Annotated in this window: 15 protein-coding genes; 9 read left to right on the top strand and 6 right to left on the bottom strand. The window is 39.9% G+C overall.

Features of this window, described 5'->3' with window-relative positions:
- Positions 1 to 5: 5 nt before the first annotated feature.
- Positions 6 to 2,156, bottom strand: coding sequence for a PAS domain S-box protein (locus H6G69_RS08630; protein WP_190684600.1), 2,151 nt, complete (start codon positions 2,154 to 2,156; stop codon positions 6 to 8).
- Between the two features lie 263 nt (positions 2,157 to 2,419).
- Here H6G69_RS08630 and petJ point away from each other — a divergent pair, with 263 nt between their 5' ends.
- The 8 genes from petJ (at position 2,420) to H6G69_RS08590 (ending at position 10,604) form a co-directional block, all read left to right on the top strand.
- On the top strand, positions 2,420 to 2,755 hold the full coding sequence (gene petJ / locus H6G69_RS08625) for a cytochrome c6 PetJ (protein ID WP_190684596.1): 336 nt from the start codon (positions 2,420 to 2,422) through the stop codon (positions 2,753 to 2,755).
- A gap of 79 nt (positions 2,756 to 2,834) precedes the next feature.
- Positions 2,835 to 3,752: a tetratricopeptide repeat protein gene (locus H6G69_RS08620; protein ID WP_190684593.1), complete on the top strand. Its 918-nt coding sequence runs from the start codon at positions 2,835 to 2,837 to the stop codon at positions 3,750 to 3,752.
- Between the two features lie 124 nt (positions 3,753 to 3,876).
- On the top strand, positions 3,877 to 5,973 hold the full coding sequence (locus tag H6G69_RS08615) for a TonB-dependent receptor domain-containing protein (protein WP_190684591.1): 2,097 nt from the start codon (positions 3,877 to 3,879) through the stop codon (positions 5,971 to 5,973).
- A 95-nt stretch (positions 5,974 to 6,068) separates the two neighbouring features.
- A complete protein-coding gene (locus H6G69_RS08610) occupies positions 6,069 to 6,365 on the top strand; it encodes a hypothetical protein (protein WP_190684589.1) in 297 nt (98 codons plus the stop codon).
- A gap of 290 nt (positions 6,366 to 6,655) precedes the next feature.
- Positions 6,656 to 6,916, top strand: coding sequence for a MoaD/ThiS family protein (locus H6G69_RS08605; protein ID WP_190684586.1), 261 nt, complete (start codon positions 6,656 to 6,658; stop codon positions 6,914 to 6,916).
- 57 nt (positions 6,917 to 6,973) lie between these two features.
- A complete protein-coding gene (locus H6G69_RS08600) occupies positions 6,974 to 7,924 on the top strand; it encodes a glycosyltransferase (RefSeq protein WP_242072010.1) in 951 nt (316 codons plus the stop codon).
- A 61-nt stretch (positions 7,925 to 7,985) separates the two neighbouring features.
- Entirely contained in the window at positions 7,986 to 9,170 is a 1,185-nt protein-coding gene (locus tag H6G69_RS08595) for an FtsW/RodA/SpoVE family cell cycle protein (RefSeq protein WP_190684583.1), read from the top strand.
- A 105-nt stretch (positions 9,171 to 9,275) separates the two neighbouring features.
- The gene (locus H6G69_RS08590; RefSeq protein WP_190684580.1) at positions 9,276 to 10,604 is read left to right on the top strand and encodes a sorbosone dehydrogenase family protein; all 1,329 of its coding nucleotides are present in this window, start codon (positions 9,276 to 9,278) and stop codon (positions 10,602 to 10,604) included.
- A 121-nt stretch (positions 10,605 to 10,725) separates the two neighbouring features.
- Here the strand turns inward: H6G69_RS08590 and H6G69_RS08585 are convergent, their stop codons facing one another.
- On the bottom strand, positions 10,726 to 10,998 hold the full coding sequence (locus tag H6G69_RS08585) for a GlsB/YeaQ/YmgE family stress response membrane protein (protein WP_190684577.1): 273 nt from the start codon (positions 10,996 to 10,998) through the stop codon (positions 10,726 to 10,728).
- A gap of 565 nt (positions 10,999 to 11,563) precedes the next feature.
- On the opposite strand from H6G69_RS08585, the gene H6G69_RS08580 reads away from it, so the two are divergent.
- Positions 11,564 to 11,776, top strand: a complete 213-nt coding sequence (locus tag H6G69_RS08580) for a bromodomain-containing protein (protein ID WP_190684574.1) — start codon at positions 11,564 to 11,566, stop codon at positions 11,774 to 11,776.
- A 157-nt stretch (positions 11,777 to 11,933) separates the two neighbouring features.
- Here H6G69_RS08580 and H6G69_RS08575 read toward each other — a convergent pair whose 3' ends face one another.
- The 4 genes from H6G69_RS08575 to H6G69_RS08560 form a co-directional block, all read right to left on the bottom strand.
- Complete coding sequence (locus H6G69_RS08575) at positions 11,934 to 12,674, bottom strand: M50 family metallopeptidase (RefSeq protein ID WP_190684571.1); 741 nt, start codon at positions 12,672 to 12,674, stop codon at positions 11,934 to 11,936.
- Positions 12,675 to 12,821: 147 nt separating this feature from the next.
- A complete protein-coding gene (locus H6G69_RS08570) occupies positions 12,822 to 13,703 on the bottom strand; it encodes an FHA domain-containing protein (protein WP_190684569.1) in 882 nt (293 codons plus the stop codon).
- 278 nt (positions 13,704 to 13,981) lie between these two features.
- Entirely contained in the window at positions 13,982 to 14,704 is a 723-nt protein-coding gene (pgl, locus tag H6G69_RS08565; RefSeq protein ID WP_190684566.1) for a 6-phosphogluconolactonase, read from the bottom strand.
- Positions 14,705 to 15,444: 740 nt separating this feature from the next.
- Entirely contained in the window at positions 15,445 to 16,065 is a 621-nt protein-coding gene (locus H6G69_RS08560) for a Uma2 family endonuclease (RefSeq protein ID WP_190684563.1), read from the bottom strand.
- Between the last annotated feature and the right edge of the window lie 9 nt (positions 16,066 to 16,074).

The raw sequence follows: 16,074 nt of genomic DNA, 5'->3' as shown, positions 1-16,074 counted from the left end.
GTGCCCTATTCCCTACTTGCCAGATATATAGGAATCTCAATTTTAAATTCAGTCCCCTGTTCTGGTGTGGAGATACAAGTAAGTTTTCCCTGATGTTTGTCTACCACAATTTGATAGCTAATTGATAAACCTAAACCTGTACCTACACCTACAGGTTTAGTTGTAAAAAAGGGATCAAATAAACGCTTGAGAATATGCTCAGGGATACCTGGGCCGTTATCAATAAATCGAATGACAATGTTTTGCGTATCAGCGACACTAGTATGAATTCGTATGGTACTTGGTATTTGGCGTGCTTCTTCTAAAGAACGTTGTTGATCTCGTTCTTCTAAAGCATCTAAAGCATTCACCAAAATATTCATAAAAACCTGATTTAATTGCCCTGCATAGCATTCTACTAAAGGTAGGTTGCCGTATTCTTTAATAACTACAATTGCTGGACGGTTATGTTGGGCTTTTAAACGATGTTCTAAAATTGTTAAAGTACTATCAATACCAGAGTGAATATCTACAGTTTTATACTCTGCTTCATCCATACGAGAAAAATTTCGTAAGGAAAGAACGATTTTTTTAATGCGGTCTGCACCCATTTTTAAAGATGAGAGTAACTTAGGTAAATCCACACTCAAAAATTCTAAGTCAATCGCTGCTATCTGGTCTTGAATAACTTTTACTGGCTGAGGATAATGTTCTTGATAAAGCTGAATTAGCTTCAATAAATTTTGGATATATTCACTGGCAGGTTCAATATTACTGTAAATAAAACTTGTCGGATTATTGATTTCGTGGGCTACACCCGCAACCAATTGACCAACAGATGACATTTTTTCACTTTGAATAAGATGCGCTTGGGTGAATTGTAATTCTTTGAGGGTTTGTTCTAAATCTTCGGCTTTTTGCCTTAAGGCTGCATCCGCGGCTTTGAGGTCGCTAATATCTCGAGCAATTGTGGAAAAATACTCCACTTCTCCATCAGCAGACCTATGAGCAATAATTAATTGAGATAGGGGAATTTCTTGTCCATCTGCGTCTAAAAGAGCCGTTTCTCCGACCCAATTACCATATCTCACTGATGTAGGTATGCCTTGATTTAAGATAATTTCGTTTGTCCAATTAGGGTGATTTTGAGATAAATGTCTGCCTGCAAATGATTCTGTTGCTGATAAACCCAACATTCTTTTAGCAGCTTTATTAAAGTAGAGAACTTGTCCAGCTAAATCAGCAGTGCTAATAAAGTCTGGTGAGGCTTCTAGAATTGCTAATAATTTGGCTTTTTCTTTTTCTGTTTGTAGGCGATCGCTATCATCTCGAGATACACCTACTGTCATTATTACTTGACTTTTTTCATTAAAAATAGCAGATTTAATTGTATGAAATAAACGGACTTCTCCATCATATCGCGTTACTTGTTCTCGGGGAATTTCTAAAGTCTGTCCAGTTTCAAATACATAAGCATCATCTTTAATATACTGAAGCGTGTTATCTGGTTCATTAAAAGGTGCATCAATTATATTTTGCAGTTCTTCTATACTCATACCGTAATAATCACGGAAGGCTTTATTTGCCCAAATAATCCGTGATTTTTCACCTTTAACTAGTACCATATCAGTAATAGCATCTAATATCTGCTGATAAATTTTTTCGCTATTGCCTAGATTATTTTCATAAGATTGAATTTGTGTGACATCTTGTATTGTGGAAATAATACTAACAACTTGGCCATTTAAATCAAAAATAGTATTATGCGACCATTCACAAAGAATTAATGTTTGATTTTTAGTAATATTTTTATGGAGATTAATCTTGTTAGTTGTTACTGGTTGTTGCACTAACAACTGCATCATTTGGCGAACCTCGTCCCTTTCGCTGACTGGCACAATTAATTCTGTAAAATTGCGGCCAATAACTTCACTTTTGCTGTATCCAAATAACTTTTCAGCCGCCGGGTTCCATTGTGTCACCTCAAAGGCTGTATTCCACTCAATTATTGGCAAAGGATTTTTTTGGAGGAGCAAGCACAACTTATCTTCTAATTGTTTTAAGTTTTGTGTCAAATCTAGTTCACATCCGAGATTGACTTGATTTAGTTCTGTCGTTTCCTGGATGGAGTGATTCTGACAACGTTCGTGGGGAATATTTTGCTTTTGATATTTCATTGTGTCAAAGAAAATTCGAGATTGAGGGTATGCTGCTTCTCAATTTAGAGTTCCCTTTTATGTCAACTAAATCACATTATTTTTAGACAAAAAGGATGTATCTGCTACAGACTGTCAAATAATTTTGAGTATTTGGAAAACTTAGCTTTTTTCAGTTATTTGGGCGAAGTTTGACAGCCTGTCTTTTGACGAAGGGAATTTAGTCAACTGACAATTATCAAGGATAAGCTACGCATCAGCTTTGGTTTGAGAGGAAACACTCGATGAAAAAAATTATTTCAGTGATACTGTTAGGCATTGCCATTTTTACATTTGCCTTCAACAGCCCAGCATTCGCAGCAGACATAGCTAGTGGTGCTAAAGTATTTAGTGCTAATTGTGCTGCTTGTCACGCAGGTGGTAAAAACTTAGTTCAACCTGCCAAAACTTTACAAAAAGATGCTTTAGCAAAATATGGTATGAATTCACCAGAAGCCATTATTGCTCAAGTAACCAATGGTAAAGGTGCAATGCCAGCTTTTAAAGCTAAATTAAAAGCTAATCAGATTGAAGATGTAGCTGCTTACGTATTAGGACAAGCAGACAAAGCTTGGAAGTAAAGTAGTAAATAGTCTGATAAAATGCGGGACAGTTGTCCCGCAAATTCTAATTTTTTTGCCGAAATTGTCGCTGGTAGTTATGACGAATTTTTGGCTGTTTTTACGCAGTTTAATAGTTGCAGTGGCTTTAATTTTTGCAACTCAATTTTTACTATTATCGCCTCAAGTGCTGGCTCAAACTACAGGTGGTACTGCTTTTAATTTAGGTGTGCTGGAGTTAAAGCAAGGTAATTATACAGCAGCGATCGCCCAATTTAATAGAGCAATTCAACAAAAAGAAAAAACTGCTGCTGCTTACAGTAACCGTTGTCTGGCTTACCTCTATGTACTAGATTATCACCAAGCGATCGCCGATTGTACACAAGCCATAAATTTTGTGCCAAATAATCTCGAAGCTTATCTAAATCGCGGATTAGCTTATTACAGGCAAGGTAATTATTTCAGTGCTATTGAAGATGATAATTTAGCGATCGCCCTGAAACCAAATGATTTTCGCGCCTACTATAATCGGGGTGTAGCTCATAACGCCCTGAGCGATTATACAGCCGCCATTACTGATTTTAATCTGGCATTAACGCAAATTGCTCAAATCCCTAATTTCTCATTTGCAGATATCTACAACGATAGAGGTTTGGCGCATTTTCACTTGCATAATGTTGCCGCAGCTATGCAAAACTTTCAATTTGCCATTCGTTTCCATACTCAAGATTCTAGGGCTTACTTTAACCTAGGTTGTGTGTCCGCTTGGCAAGGAAATGACCGAGAGGCAATTAGTAATTTTTCGCACGTCATTCAGCTAGAGCCAAATAATGCTAAAGCGTATTTAAATCGCGCTATAGCTGAGTATAATCTAGGATATCATCAAAGAGCGATCGCTGATTTAAATCAAGCCTCAAAGTATTTTGCAAATCAAAACCAAACAGTTGCTTATGAGCAAACCAAGGGTATTCTCAAACTCATGCAACAAGAAATTCAACTTGCAGTCAATATAGGCTAGTCAAAAAAGCTGAAGTCTCAAGTATTAAATGAATTGAAGTACGACAGTATGTCGTTTGACAACCTTTTGCCGTAACAGCAACAATACCGATTGGTGATTGTTGTTACTTGGTGTGAGAAAAGACGTGAAAAATCATTGTTGGTTGCTTGGTGCTTTCCCAACTATACTGATATCTTTACCTGGCTTGGCGGGTGAATCTGATATTCAAGAGCAAATTGGGAATTTAAATCCAGTAACTTCAAATATTCCTTATTTAGCAGAAATTGAATTAGCCCCTACAGATGCTAAATTACTCACTCAAGAAATCAACTCTAATGAGGAAGTTAACCAAGAAAATCAGCCAGAAGAACAGATAACACCCACTGTCAATGAAGATGCGGATATCACAATTGAAGTAGTAGGAGAACAAGATACATTATCTGGCTCGACACCAGTTTATATCATCGAAAAAGAAGAAATTCAAAAACAGGGTTCGACCAGCGTAGCTGATATTTTAAAAAGAATGCCTGGTTTTGCCATTAACGATGTCGGTTATGGTGCAGATATTCATACAGGTACATATTATCGGGGTGCTTCCATTAATCAATCGGTATTTTTGATTAATGGTAGACCAATTAATAATAATATCAATACTTATCATGGTTCAACAGATTTAAATAGTATTCCAGTGGAGTCAATTGAACGAGTAGAATTATCAAGTGGTGTTGCTTCTACTTTATATGGCTCCTCTGCTTTTGGTGGAGTTGTGAATATCATTACCAAAGAGGGTTATGGTAAACCTAAACTCAATGGGAGTATAGAATTTGGTTCTTTAAACTTAAATAATCAACAATTTAGTTTTAATGGTTCTGTAGGGGATGCGAGATATAATTTCAGCTTTGAAAGATTTTTTGTCGATAATCGTTATCGTGTGCCATTAGGTGCGGCTAACCGTGACGCTGAGGGCAATTTATTTAATGCAGATACCGCAACCAGCACCTACTTTGGGAATATCGCTTTAGATTTAGATTCTCAAAATACTTTAAATTTAGATATTAAAACCCTCAGTAGCCGTCGAGGATTAATTTATTTTGGTTTTCCGCTACAAAGAGACAGACTAGACCATGATGGTTTAAATGTTGGTTTATCTTGGAAAACTCGTTTAGGTAGTGGCGATCGCTCTAATTTAACCACTACTATCGGTTACAATCAAGACTATTTCAGCACCTATGGCCCTACAGGTAACTTTTATCGTACAGGTGTTTTAGACACTCAACAGTTATCCGCCAGAGTAGACCATGAATGGCAATTAAGTGAAAATAATAAATTGCGCTGGGGATTAGATTTAAAAAACACCGACTTAAACGGCGATGTCTTAAGTACCAGTCCCACACGCATTGCCAACAATGAAACTGAAAATAGAAGCGTATTAAATACAGCTTTATTTGCTGTTAATAGCTGGAATCTGACTCAGAATTTTCAGCTAGATTTAGGACTGCGCCAAAGCTTTGATGGACAATTTGGTAATTATCTGAATCCTAGTGTGGGCTTACGTTATGCCCTCACCCCCACAATTGCCATGCGCGGTAGTTGGGCAGGTGGACAGCGCAATCCTGGACTAGATCAATTGTATGTTTACGATACAGTTCATGGTTGGGAACCTAACCCTGATTTAGAACCCGAAACTGGTTCTTCTTGGACTGCGGGAATTGATGTGAAATTAGCAGAAAATTTGACAGGCCAGTTTACTTATTTTGGCAGTAGTATCGATAACCGACTGGGCATAGTAGCAGGACGATGGAACAATATTGGCCTAGTCGATACTAATGGTTTAGAAGCCGCTTTACAACTCAAAATTAATTCGGCTTGGTCAACTTTTCTTAACTACACTTATACCGATGCCCAAATCAAAACAGGCACAGAAAAAGGTTTACAGTTGGGGATGATTCCTTATTCTGTACTGCAAGCTGGTGTTGGTTATCAAAATTCCGGTTGGCAAGCTAACTTGTATATGACATACAACAGTGGCGCACGCCGCGCCTTTTTTAACAACCCAGGCGACCAAATTACAGATTTTGTCCCATCATTTGTCAATCTAGATTTTAGCAGTCGTATCCCCATCGCAGGCAATTTAGGACTCACCGTTTACTTAGAAAATTTACTTGATGAACAATACGAACGAGCAAACCGCATCTATAGCCCTGGGTTTACCTTCCGTTTGGGGTTAAGTTCTTCTTTGTAATGCTGAATATGGTATAGAGGGGATAGGGAACAGTAAAGACAGCAGCTATAACTTGTCACCTATTCCCTAATTCAGGCATCCAACCAGATAATTACATGAGAGCCAGAATTGAAAATCAAGTGTTATTTCTCCATCATGAGGACTTGCCAGAATTTAAAAAAGGTGGCTCCGTGGTGAGAAATTCTTATTTTTGGGCATTACGTTCAATTGCTGGCCGGGCTGCGCGTTATAGTGATTGGGAATACGAATCAGAGGTTTGGTTTGCTCTGAGGCGAATGCTGTTGTCGTTTGCTGAGTCTGGGTATTTAGGTTATCGAGAAACTTTATTAGAATTCCCTCTAGAAATGGGCGAAATTCCCGAGACACTGCGCGATGTGTCAACTTGGGAATAAGACAATTTTAAATTAAATTGAGCTTGATTATTGCTTTACGTGAAAAAGTGTTGTATCTGAATGAATGGGTGATAGGATTTTTGCTAAATATACTCATACACCATTGCTATATGAGTGAAAACCAGTCAAATCAGCACTCCCAATTATCTACTTCAACAATTGGTCTACAAATCAAATAAGACTGCGACAACACCATAAATGATGTGTTGTCAACCTGATTTTAATATTAAATTTTTCTTGATTTTAAGAAATTCTTGGTTGAAAATACTTCGGAAATGTCAAGCTTGTGTATGTCTAAATCGGCACTTACAATTACTGTTAAGTTATTTGCTGCTTATCAAGAAGCCTTTGGAATGCCAGAATTAGTATTAGAATTACCAGAGGGAACAACTGTAAAAGCAGTATGCGATCGCCTGATTGCAGAACGTCCAGAATTGGCTAAATGGCGCGAAATTACTCGTTTTGGCATCAATTTAATTTTTGTCGAGCCTGATACCTTACTACACAATGGCGATGAAGTTGTCTTAATTCCGCCCGTGAGTGGAGGTTAAAAAGCAAGGTGCAGGGGAGAAGCACAAATGACCAATAACAAATGACTAATTTATGCCTTGGGTGGTGGTTGGGGACATTTAAATCGGGCTTTGGCGTTGGGTAGAATTGCTGCAGTCCACAAAAGTGTGCAAATTATTACTAACAGTCCTTATGCAAAACACATCAATCATGAGGGCTGCATTATATATAGCATTCCTGAGAACAATGATTTTTTGACCACCAGCCAGCAAGTACGAAAAATTATATTGCAGACTGAATGCGATCGCCTAATTATTGACACTTTCCCTAGAGGATTAGGTGGTGAATTAGCAGATATCTTACCGCAGCTGCATATACGGCGAATTTTAATTCATCGAGATATTAACCCAGATTATGTAACTGCCAAAAATTTACGCTCCTTTGTTGCCGAGAATTACAATACAGTGATTGTCCCTGGGGAAGGCGAAGATATACCCCTAGCAGACTTAGCAAATGTGCAACACACAGCACCTTGGTTAATTCGCAATGCGGCAGAATTACCAGATAGAATAACTGTGCGATCGCATATCCTCAAAGTTAAGCCAGATATCCAACTAATTCTGGTTTGTGCCGCCGGCAACGCTTCCGAATTAACATTCTTTGCCCAACTTACCCAAGATTTACAGCAAAATTTCCCAGACTGTGCAGTCAGAATTTTAGCAGCCAATTGTCCGGCCAACTGCCCAGAAGCTTTATGGCTAAGTCACCATCCCGGCATTGAATGTATAGCTGCTGCTGATATTGTGCTTGGGGGTGCAGGATACAATACAGTTTACGAATGTGCTGCCTTGGGTGTGCCTTTAATCGCATTTGCCTGGCCAAGATTGTATGACCGCCAAGCCAAAAGAGCAACAAAAGCTTACAAAGTGCAGAATATCAAACAAGCAATAGCAACTGTCAAAATACTTTTAGACAAAGAAAAACCAAAACATACTTTTTGTTTGCCAAATTATATTAACGGTGCAGTGCAAGCAATTGATCACATTTGAGTTATAAGTTATAAGTTATGAGTTTATACCTGAACTCTAAAATTTTTACCTGTAGTAAATCGTGAATCTAAGCCGACTGATTCCAATTTTTGATAATTCTGTCACTAGCTGGGCTGTCGAGGCACGACTGTTGCGCTGGTTGACATTGGTTTGGTTATTTTTTGGGCTAGTTGTACTGTATTCAGCATCATACCCAGTTGCCGACGCACGTCATGGTGATGGGTTATATTACTTCAAACGTCAGCTAATTTGGGTATTAGCTTCTCTCATTGCCTTTAACTTTATTGTGAATCTGCCATTACGCAAAATTTTGCGGGTGTCCCACTGGTTTGTAGGAATATTTTTACTGTTAATTTTCGTTACCCTTGTCCCAGGGTTAGGCAAAAAAGCGTTTGATGCCGCCAGATGGATAGCCATTGGCCCCATTCCTATTCAACCATCAGAATTAATCAAGCCCTTTTTAGTATTGCAAAGTGCTAGGTTATTTGGCCAATGGGAAAAATTAACTTGGCGAGTGCGCTTAACTTGGATAGGCATTTTTTGTTTAGTACTATTAGGCATTCTCGCCCAGCCAAACCTAAGTACAACTGCGCTGTGCGGTATGACAATTTGGTTAATTGCCTTAGCTGCGGGATTACCTTATAAATATTTAGCCGGAACAGCGATCGGTGGAGTATTATTAGCCTTACTCAGTATTAGTATCAAAGAGTATCAACGTAAACGCGTGATGTCGTTTCTTGACCCTTGGGCAGACGCTACAGGTGATGGCTACCAGTTAGTACAGAGTTTGTTAGCTGTCGGTTCTGGTCAAACATGGGGTGCTGGTTACGGCTTTTCTCAACAAAAACAATTTTTCTTACCTATCCAAGATACCGACTTTATTTTTGCCGTCTTTGCTGAAGAATTTGGTTTTGCTGGCGGTATTGCCCTGCTGCTAATGTTAGCGATATTCACCACCTTGGGGTTAATTGTTGCACTCAAATCTAAAAATTCCATTAATCGACTAGTGGCGATCGGTGTAACAATTGTCATGGTAGGGCAATCTTTATTACATATCGGCGTTGCCACAGGTGCTTTGCCAACAACAGGCTTACCCTTACCCATGTTTAGTTATGGCGGTAATTCCATGATTGCCAGCCTAGTAGCTGCCGCCTTATTAATTAGAGTAGCCCGAGAAAGCAGCGAAGCCGAAGTAGTCCCTTTACGCAGACCGCAACCTACTAATAATCGTCAGCGACGACTATAAAATATTTAGGGACTTCCAATTAAAATCAAAATCGAACTTGCGACGGGCGACAAATATTAAATTTTCCATCTACAGTAAAAAAGTTGTGTACGAGTTCACACTGTCATGAAATTATCAGGGTGTTGCTGGTTGGCTTTGTTATTTCTAACAGCAGCCTGTAACCAGACAAGTGCCTCTTCAGAAAATGCCACAACGGATGTAGCCGCACCTTCACCCCAGTTAGTCCAAAATTCTCAACAGTCAAAAAATCTCATCCGTACTGAAACGTTTTCGCCCCAACCCATTCGCATCAATTTACAAAATTTACCTGCACCTTTCACCACCGAAAGCGCATCAAAGCCTCCAGAAGTAGTTTCAATTCCCGAAAAGCCCCTGCTGCGTGTCCCCCCAGGATTTAAAGTTAATGTCTTTGCCGAAGGTTTAGATGCACCCCGTTGGTTAGCTTTAACGCCTAGTGGTGACGTACTGGTAACGGAAACTCGACAAAATCGCATTCGCTTATTACGTGATAGTAATGGTGATGGAGTTGCTGATATTAAAAAAACATTTGCCAGTGCAGCCAATGGGTTAAATATTCCTTTTGGGATGACCTTTGCAGACAATTATTTCTTTTTAGGCAATACAGATGCAGTTTTACGCTTTCCTTACAAAAAAGGTCAGCAGCAACTATCAGGTACTGGGCAAAAAATTGCTAATCTTCCTGGTGGTGGTTATAACCAGCATTGGACACGTAATGTTGTAGCTGCGCCTGATGGGAAGAAGTTGTATGTTTCTGTAGGTTCTCGTTCTAATGTGGACGAAGAAGCCTTACCCAGGGCTTCAGTACAAGTGATGAACTTAGACGGTTCCCAACAGCAGACTTTTGCTTCTGGTTTGCGAAATCCCGTCGGGTTAGATTTTCATCCTGTCACGAAAGAGTTGTACGCTACGATTAACGAACGAGATGGAATTGGTGATGATTTAGTGCCAGATTATTTTACCCGCATTCGTGCAGGGGAATTTTATGGTTGGCCTTATGCTTATCTGTCACCAAAGAACATTGAACCACGCCAAACAGCTAACGGTAAAAGTAAACGCCCCGATTTAGTCGCCCGTACCCGTAACCCAGATGTATTATTTCAAGCTCATTCTGCGGCTTTAGGTGTGCAATTTTACGATGGTCAGACTTTTCCTGAAAGATATCGCAATGGTTCTTTTGTAGCTTTTCGTGGTTCTTGGAACCGCGATCGCGGCACTGGTTATAAAGTTGTATTTATACCCTTTAATGCTCAAGGCAGACCACAAGGCTACTACGAAGATTTTCTCACAGGATTTTTGCTCAACCCATCTATTCCCACTACTTGGGGTCGACCTGTTGGTTTACTAGTGTTACCTGATGGCAGCCTCCTAGTTACAGAAGAAGCCAATAACCGCATTTATCGCATTCAATATTAAAAAGCCATAATAATAGCGTCTGCCTTCTACTAGACAGACGCTATTTTTTCAAATAAATTCAGGACAAAAATAACTAATAATGCGCCCTGAAGATTAATATATTTTAGAGATAATTACACTATTAGACGGCACTGTGGCGAGTTAGTAAATTCCACAAGAAAACGGCAATAATCGCACCAAGCACTGCAACTAAAATACCAGGAATGCTAAAAGTAGTAGCCGTTAATGCAAATTTTCCCGTACTGAAGAATACGCCTAGGCTACCTCCAACAAATGCGCCGATAATACCCAACAATATTGTTCCTAAAATGCCACCGCCTTGATGCCCGGGGTAGATAGCTTTAGCAATAGCACCAGCAATTAAACCTAAGATAATCCAAGCAATAATGTTCATTTCTTTTGTTGTTTTGGTAATGTTTTTTCTGACACTTACAGATTAACAAGTTCAATAATTGCGGCCAATCTACCATCAGAATTAATTATTAATAGCCTCAAGGAATAGTAAAATAAGTACCATTTCTTTGGATATATACCAGAATTAATATGATTGAAGAAGGATTCAGAATCAATCAGTCGCTATAAGTGAATCCCTGACAGATTGAAGACCACCAAAGCTAGGATTTAGTGGGGGGTTTAAATCAGGTTATTCATCCGCAGCTTTGCACTTTAATTCAGAGTGAATTCTGGCGACTGACTTAGGTATTGTGTTCGATAAAAAAAGAAAAAGCCCATAGTTGCTGTAAAACTATAGGCTGATAAATTCATTGCTTGGTAATTGCAGTATATTCATTTCTAATTGCCACTCTCCTCTACTATAAGAGTTAAGCTTAGGAGTCAATTGTGATTATTCTTTACAAGCAAATTAGATTTTTCTTTCAACTTTTGATAGAGTGCAGCCATCAATTACACGTCTAGGATAAATACTATAAAACAACACAGCAGTTTCTCGGCATTTTGTTATGGACTTTAATTACCGATGGAAAAATGGCGCGCGTCCTAGTCGAGATGAAGCCATCAGACATAAATACTTGTTGGATGAAAGCCAGTTTGAAAATGAGCAAGACAGACAACTGGCGGAGGAATCTGCCAGACGGCTATTAAATGTACCTTTACCAACCGCAGACGAAGACAAATCTGTATTACCGAAAGCCGATCCTGAGAGAAAAATGTAAATGTAAAATATATAGCAGGGGACAGGTGAGAGAGTTAAAAGACTTGTGGTGTCTAGGGTTGAGCATTAACATAAGTCTTAACTACCTTGGCTACTGCTATAGCTGCTTTTGTTGGGCGATCGCCATCATCAAACATTAATTAAAAAAGATAAAATGGCTAGTGGCGATAGGCCACGCGCAGACTTTGAATCAAAATGATCAAAGATGCGATCGCCATCAAGCCACCCCAAAACCAGTAAGGTAAAAGTAAATATCTTTGCATCTGGGCTGTATCAGAAAGCCCTAAATAACCAGCACTATAGCTAAATAAATAATCCAGTTGGTGATAAGTACTAACGCAAGCTTGTACACCTAAAAATTGAATAGCAAAACCCTGTACCCAATGGGGGGCTTTTAATGCAATACCAAGAATAATTAAGCCTAATAAAGGCACAGCCAATAAACCAAACCAAGAACGCACCCAAATTAATGTCGATAACAGCAGAAATATTCCCAAAATTTTCAGGCTGAGGGAAGCTGTTTTAAAACGGCGGGAAGCCAAAATCAAAGCTGCACCTGCAAGTGGCGGCCCCATTGGCCCAGCCGCCGCCACTAAACCAGGGCCTATTGGGCCGAGTGATGTGGCAATGCGGTAAGTAGCAACACCAGAAGCATTACTAAAAATTTCTAATTTTTGAAACTGTCCGCCTAATAGCAACGCCATCAAACCGTGACCCATTTCGTGAAACCAAGTTGCCAAGATGGTAAATGGGTATAAAATATAATCTCCGCCGGGAATTTGCCATAATACGGTTGTAGCGATCGCAGCTGCTACCAACCAAGTTAACCCCATACGTTCTACTTCTGGTGGGGCTTCTGTTGAAAGCAATGTTTCAAAAACTTTAGTTGGTTCTTTCATAGATTGCTTGATTGAATGTCATTACCCCAATTATAGGAAGTATGAAGTATGAAGTATGAAGTGTGAAATGTCACGTATGAGCTTGATTTTTTAGTTTTCCGACTTCAGAAATTTTCAGACTTCAAACTTCACACTTCAGACTTTTTGTTAGGTTAGTTGAAAGAGAAAAGTTACCAAATCACCCTTACCAAGGCTGATGCGATCGCCTGGGCGGAGGCGGTGTCTGTTCCCTGGTAATAATGGCAAGTTGTTAATGTAAGTGCCATTAGAACTACCGACATCTTCAACATAAAAAGAATCTCCCTCAACGCGAATATCTGCGTGTATGCGAGAGACAATTTCTGAATTACTAAATCCAGAAACATCGATATCGGGGGGGATGCGATCGTTGGGTTTACCAATATGAATTACCGATAGACTTTGGGGTAATTCAATTTCGCGATCGCTTTGAATATGAACCAACCGCGCAGTCACTTGCTGTAATTGAGTTCTAGCAACAACTGGAGTTGCTACTGGAGTTGCTACGGGTTGTGGTGCTGGGATTGGTTCTGGTTCCGGTTGTGGTTCTGGTTCTACTTCCACAACTGGTTCTGGTTGTGGTGCAGGAATAGTTGCTTCTACAACTACGGGTGCAGCCACAGCTGCGACAGTTGCAGGTGGAGATGGGGGTGTACTTTCTACTACTGGTGGGGGTGCTGGTTGGGGAGCCACAGCTGTTGGTGGTATTGGTGCAGGGGGTTGGTTCATTCCCAGCGCATCTGGTTGTAATAGGTCTAACAGTGGGTCTGGTGTGACCAAAGGTGGCACTTGTAGTGGTGCAGCCGCCTCAGGAGCAATTGTGGCAGCAGGGACAGGTACGGCAGCAGCAGAGTGCAGATTAAAACCACATTGACCGCAAAAAGCCGCATCAGCCTGAACAGTAGCGCCACAGTTAGGGCAGTTACTAGTCGCTGGTAAAGGTGTGTAGCACGCTTCACACTGGACAGCGCCGTTAGGATTGGGATGATTGCAATTCGGGCAGACGATCATGGATTTAAGCCTTTGTTGAAGATCAGCGTAAGATGTACTGGCAAGCAGAGGTAATGCGTAGATGTTTTTGCTTCTACCAATTGGCAGTTTGGTAAGGAAGCAACCTAGCTTTCGATTTTAACAACTACTTTTTAGGAAGTTAAAAGTAAAAAAGCAAAAGTAAAAAGAATAGCGTTTCTTGTTGTAGGTGCTGGAAGTTAGAGATTAGATGCTAGTTATGATCTACCTCATATGATTAGCAACTGCTATCAACTCTTTTGCCTTTTTACTTTTTACTTTTAATTTGGCAATTCTGCCCCAGCCGCCGCATCTAGTAGCCACCAAAGTTCGCCTTGAGGGCGAATTAAGCGAGATGGGTAGCTAAAGTCATCGGCTTGGGGTGCGAAAACTTTGGCTAAAGCTGGACGTTTATTAGCACCAGCGACTACAAAAATCACGCTACGAGCAGCGTTGATAAAAGGGTAAGTAAAAGTGATGCGAGGATTGCCATCTTTATTACCCACAGTCACTAAGCGATCGCTCACTTTTAAGGCTTCGGTGTGGGGAAACAAAGATGCAGTATGGGCATCATCTCCCATGCCTAGCAATACTACATCTAAAGCCGGAAACTCACCGGGAGCAGAATGAAAAAATTCTTGTAAATCCTGCTCATGCTTGGCAGCCGATACAGCTGGGTCGCCGTCTAAAGTGGGGATAGCGTGAATATTAGCGGCGGGTATATCAACACGATCTAACCATGCACGCCGCGCCATTAATTCATTGCTATCGGGATGATTTGGGGGAACATAACGCTCATCACCCCAAAAGACGTGAATTTTATCCCAAGGCAAATTTTTTGTAGCGATCGCTTCATATAAAGGCTTGGGTGTACTCCCGCCAGATAAGGCAATCGTAAATTGCCCCCGTTGAGCAATGGCAGTTTCCAACTTCGATAAAATTAACTCTAGCGATCGCGCTATCAGCGCAGACTGATCCGATAGAACTTCTACCTGTTTATTCATGGCTTGATAATTACATTGCCGGCTTCCAGCAATACGATACCGAACTTCTTACAAACCCTCCTTTGAACTTTTGAAACTTTTAACATCTAAGACTTATGCACCAAGATTGTCTGTGAACAAGGGGTGTAGGGGTGTAAGGGTATGGGGTGTAAAGGTTTTAGATGCACCCCTACACCCTTAAACCCTTGCCCAAACTTTTGATTTTTCATCTCACTGCATAAGTCCTAACATCATCAGTTAGGTGGGCAAAGTTTAACCTATTTTATGGTTATCATCTGTCAGGTTATTTTGTCCGTAGTCAGTGGTACTAACTGGGAAGAGGGGTGTCAGGGTTTAAGGGTGTACTTCGACTGCGCTCAGTAACCAGGGTGTAGGAGAATGAGATCCCCGACTTTTTCAAAAAGTCAGGGATCTGAAAGCTGACTACTTTTCCCTTAAAGCATTCCAATTACCCGAAGGAACAAACGCCGCCCAAAATCCAGGATGCTGATATTCTTCTGTTTTGAGTGGCGAGTAGGTTGGGTGCAGGCGCACAATAAATTATTGACAACAACACGGCAAATGTATATTGCGCCGTAACCCAACACCAAATTAGAATATATTGAGAAAATATTTTGACAGTTAAAATAATTGCAGCATAAACTTTACCATCGGAATTGAGATGTTTTTGTAGTTGAAAATTTTGCTATTTTCTGCATAGTATTTGTTGGGTTTCACTACGTTTCACCCAACCTACAAAATTAGGCGATCGCACTTTGAAAAATTTGTTCTACAGTCAAATTTAACTCTGGAAATATCTGTGAGATGATGCGCTCATGATTACGGAATTGCTGAACTTGGTATTCCTCTTCAACTAAATAATAAACCGAGATAGTCGGTTGTTTAGGATTGCCAATAAATCGCCTACCACCTAAAGCTGCATAATCTACAATCCAATATTCAAGAATACCTATCGCCTCATAATCAGCTACTTTTTTTAAATAATCATCTCTCCAGTTGCTACTCACAACCTCAATTACTAAAGGAATTGATTCAGCTTGACTTACAGTTGACTCTTTTTTCCACCTAGGTTCATTCACCAAATTAGGCTGATTTAATATCACTACATCTGGTGAATACGCTGATTCACTTTCTAATGGTTTAATCAACGCAGTTTTGGGAATAAAGAAAGGCAGTTTTAAACGTTTATATTCGGTAACAATTTCTCCAACTAAAAACCCAATAATTTCTTCATAATCACCTGTTGGTGGTGGCATTTCAACAATTACTCCGTCATGAAATTCATAGCATCGCTGTGAATTTTCTGGATACCAAGCGATAAATTCATCGAATGTCACTAGTTTATGTAAGCTTTGAGTCATACAGTGCTG

This window comes from Nostoc sp. FACHB-110, assembly GCF_014697425.1.
In the GTDB taxonomy this organism is placed as follows: domain Bacteria; phylum Cyanobacteriota; class Cyanobacteriia; order Cyanobacteriales; family Nostocaceae; genus Nostoc_B.
Note: the sequence above shows the minus strand (reverse complement) of the source record. Positions and strands in the feature narration are given on the sequence as shown.

Bases quoted from the DNA above. Each gene is read 5' to 3' on its own strand.
- H6G69_RS08605 (WP_190684586.1), top strand. From the start codon at position 6,656: ATGTCTAAATCGGCACTTACAATTACTGTTAAGTTATTTGCTGCTTAT.
- pgl (WP_190684566.1), bottom strand. From the start codon at position 14,704: ATGAATAAACAGGTAGAAGTTCTATCGGATCAGTCTGCGCTGATAGCG.
- H6G69_RS08570 (WP_190684569.1), bottom strand. From the start codon at position 13,703: ATGATCGTCTGCCCGAATTGCAATCATCCCAATCCTAACGGCGCTGTC.
- H6G69_RS08560 (WP_190684563.1), bottom strand. From the start codon at position 16,065: ATGACTCAAAGCTTACATAAACTAGTGACATTCGATGAATTTATCGCT.
- H6G69_RS08610 (WP_190684589.1), top strand. From the start codon at position 6,069: ATGAGAGCCAGAATTGAAAATCAAGTGTTATTTCTCCATCATGAGGAC.
- petJ (WP_190684596.1), top strand. From the start codon at position 2,420: ATGAAAAAAATTATTTCAGTGATACTGTTAGGCATTGCCATTTTTACA.
- H6G69_RS08630 (WP_190684600.1), bottom strand. From the start codon at position 2,156: ATGAAATATCAAAAGCAAAATATTCCCCACGAACGTTGTCAGAATCAC.
- H6G69_RS08585 (WP_190684577.1), bottom strand. From the start codon at position 10,998: ATGAACATTATTGCTTGGATTATCTTAGGTTTAATTGCTGGTGCTATT.
- H6G69_RS08575 (WP_190684571.1), bottom strand. From the start codon at position 12,674: ATGAAAGAACCAACTAAAGTTTTTGAAACATTGCTTTCAACAGAAGCC.
- H6G69_RS08620 (WP_190684593.1), top strand. From the start codon at position 2,835: ATGACGAATTTTTGGCTGTTTTTACGCAGTTTAATAGTTGCAGTGGCT.
- H6G69_RS08590 (WP_190684580.1), top strand. From the start codon at position 9,276: ATGAAATTATCAGGGTGTTGCTGGTTGGCTTTGTTATTTCTAACAGCA.
- H6G69_RS08580 (WP_190684574.1), top strand. From the start codon at position 11,564: ATGGACTTTAATTACCGATGGAAAAATGGCGCGCGTCCTAGTCGAGAT.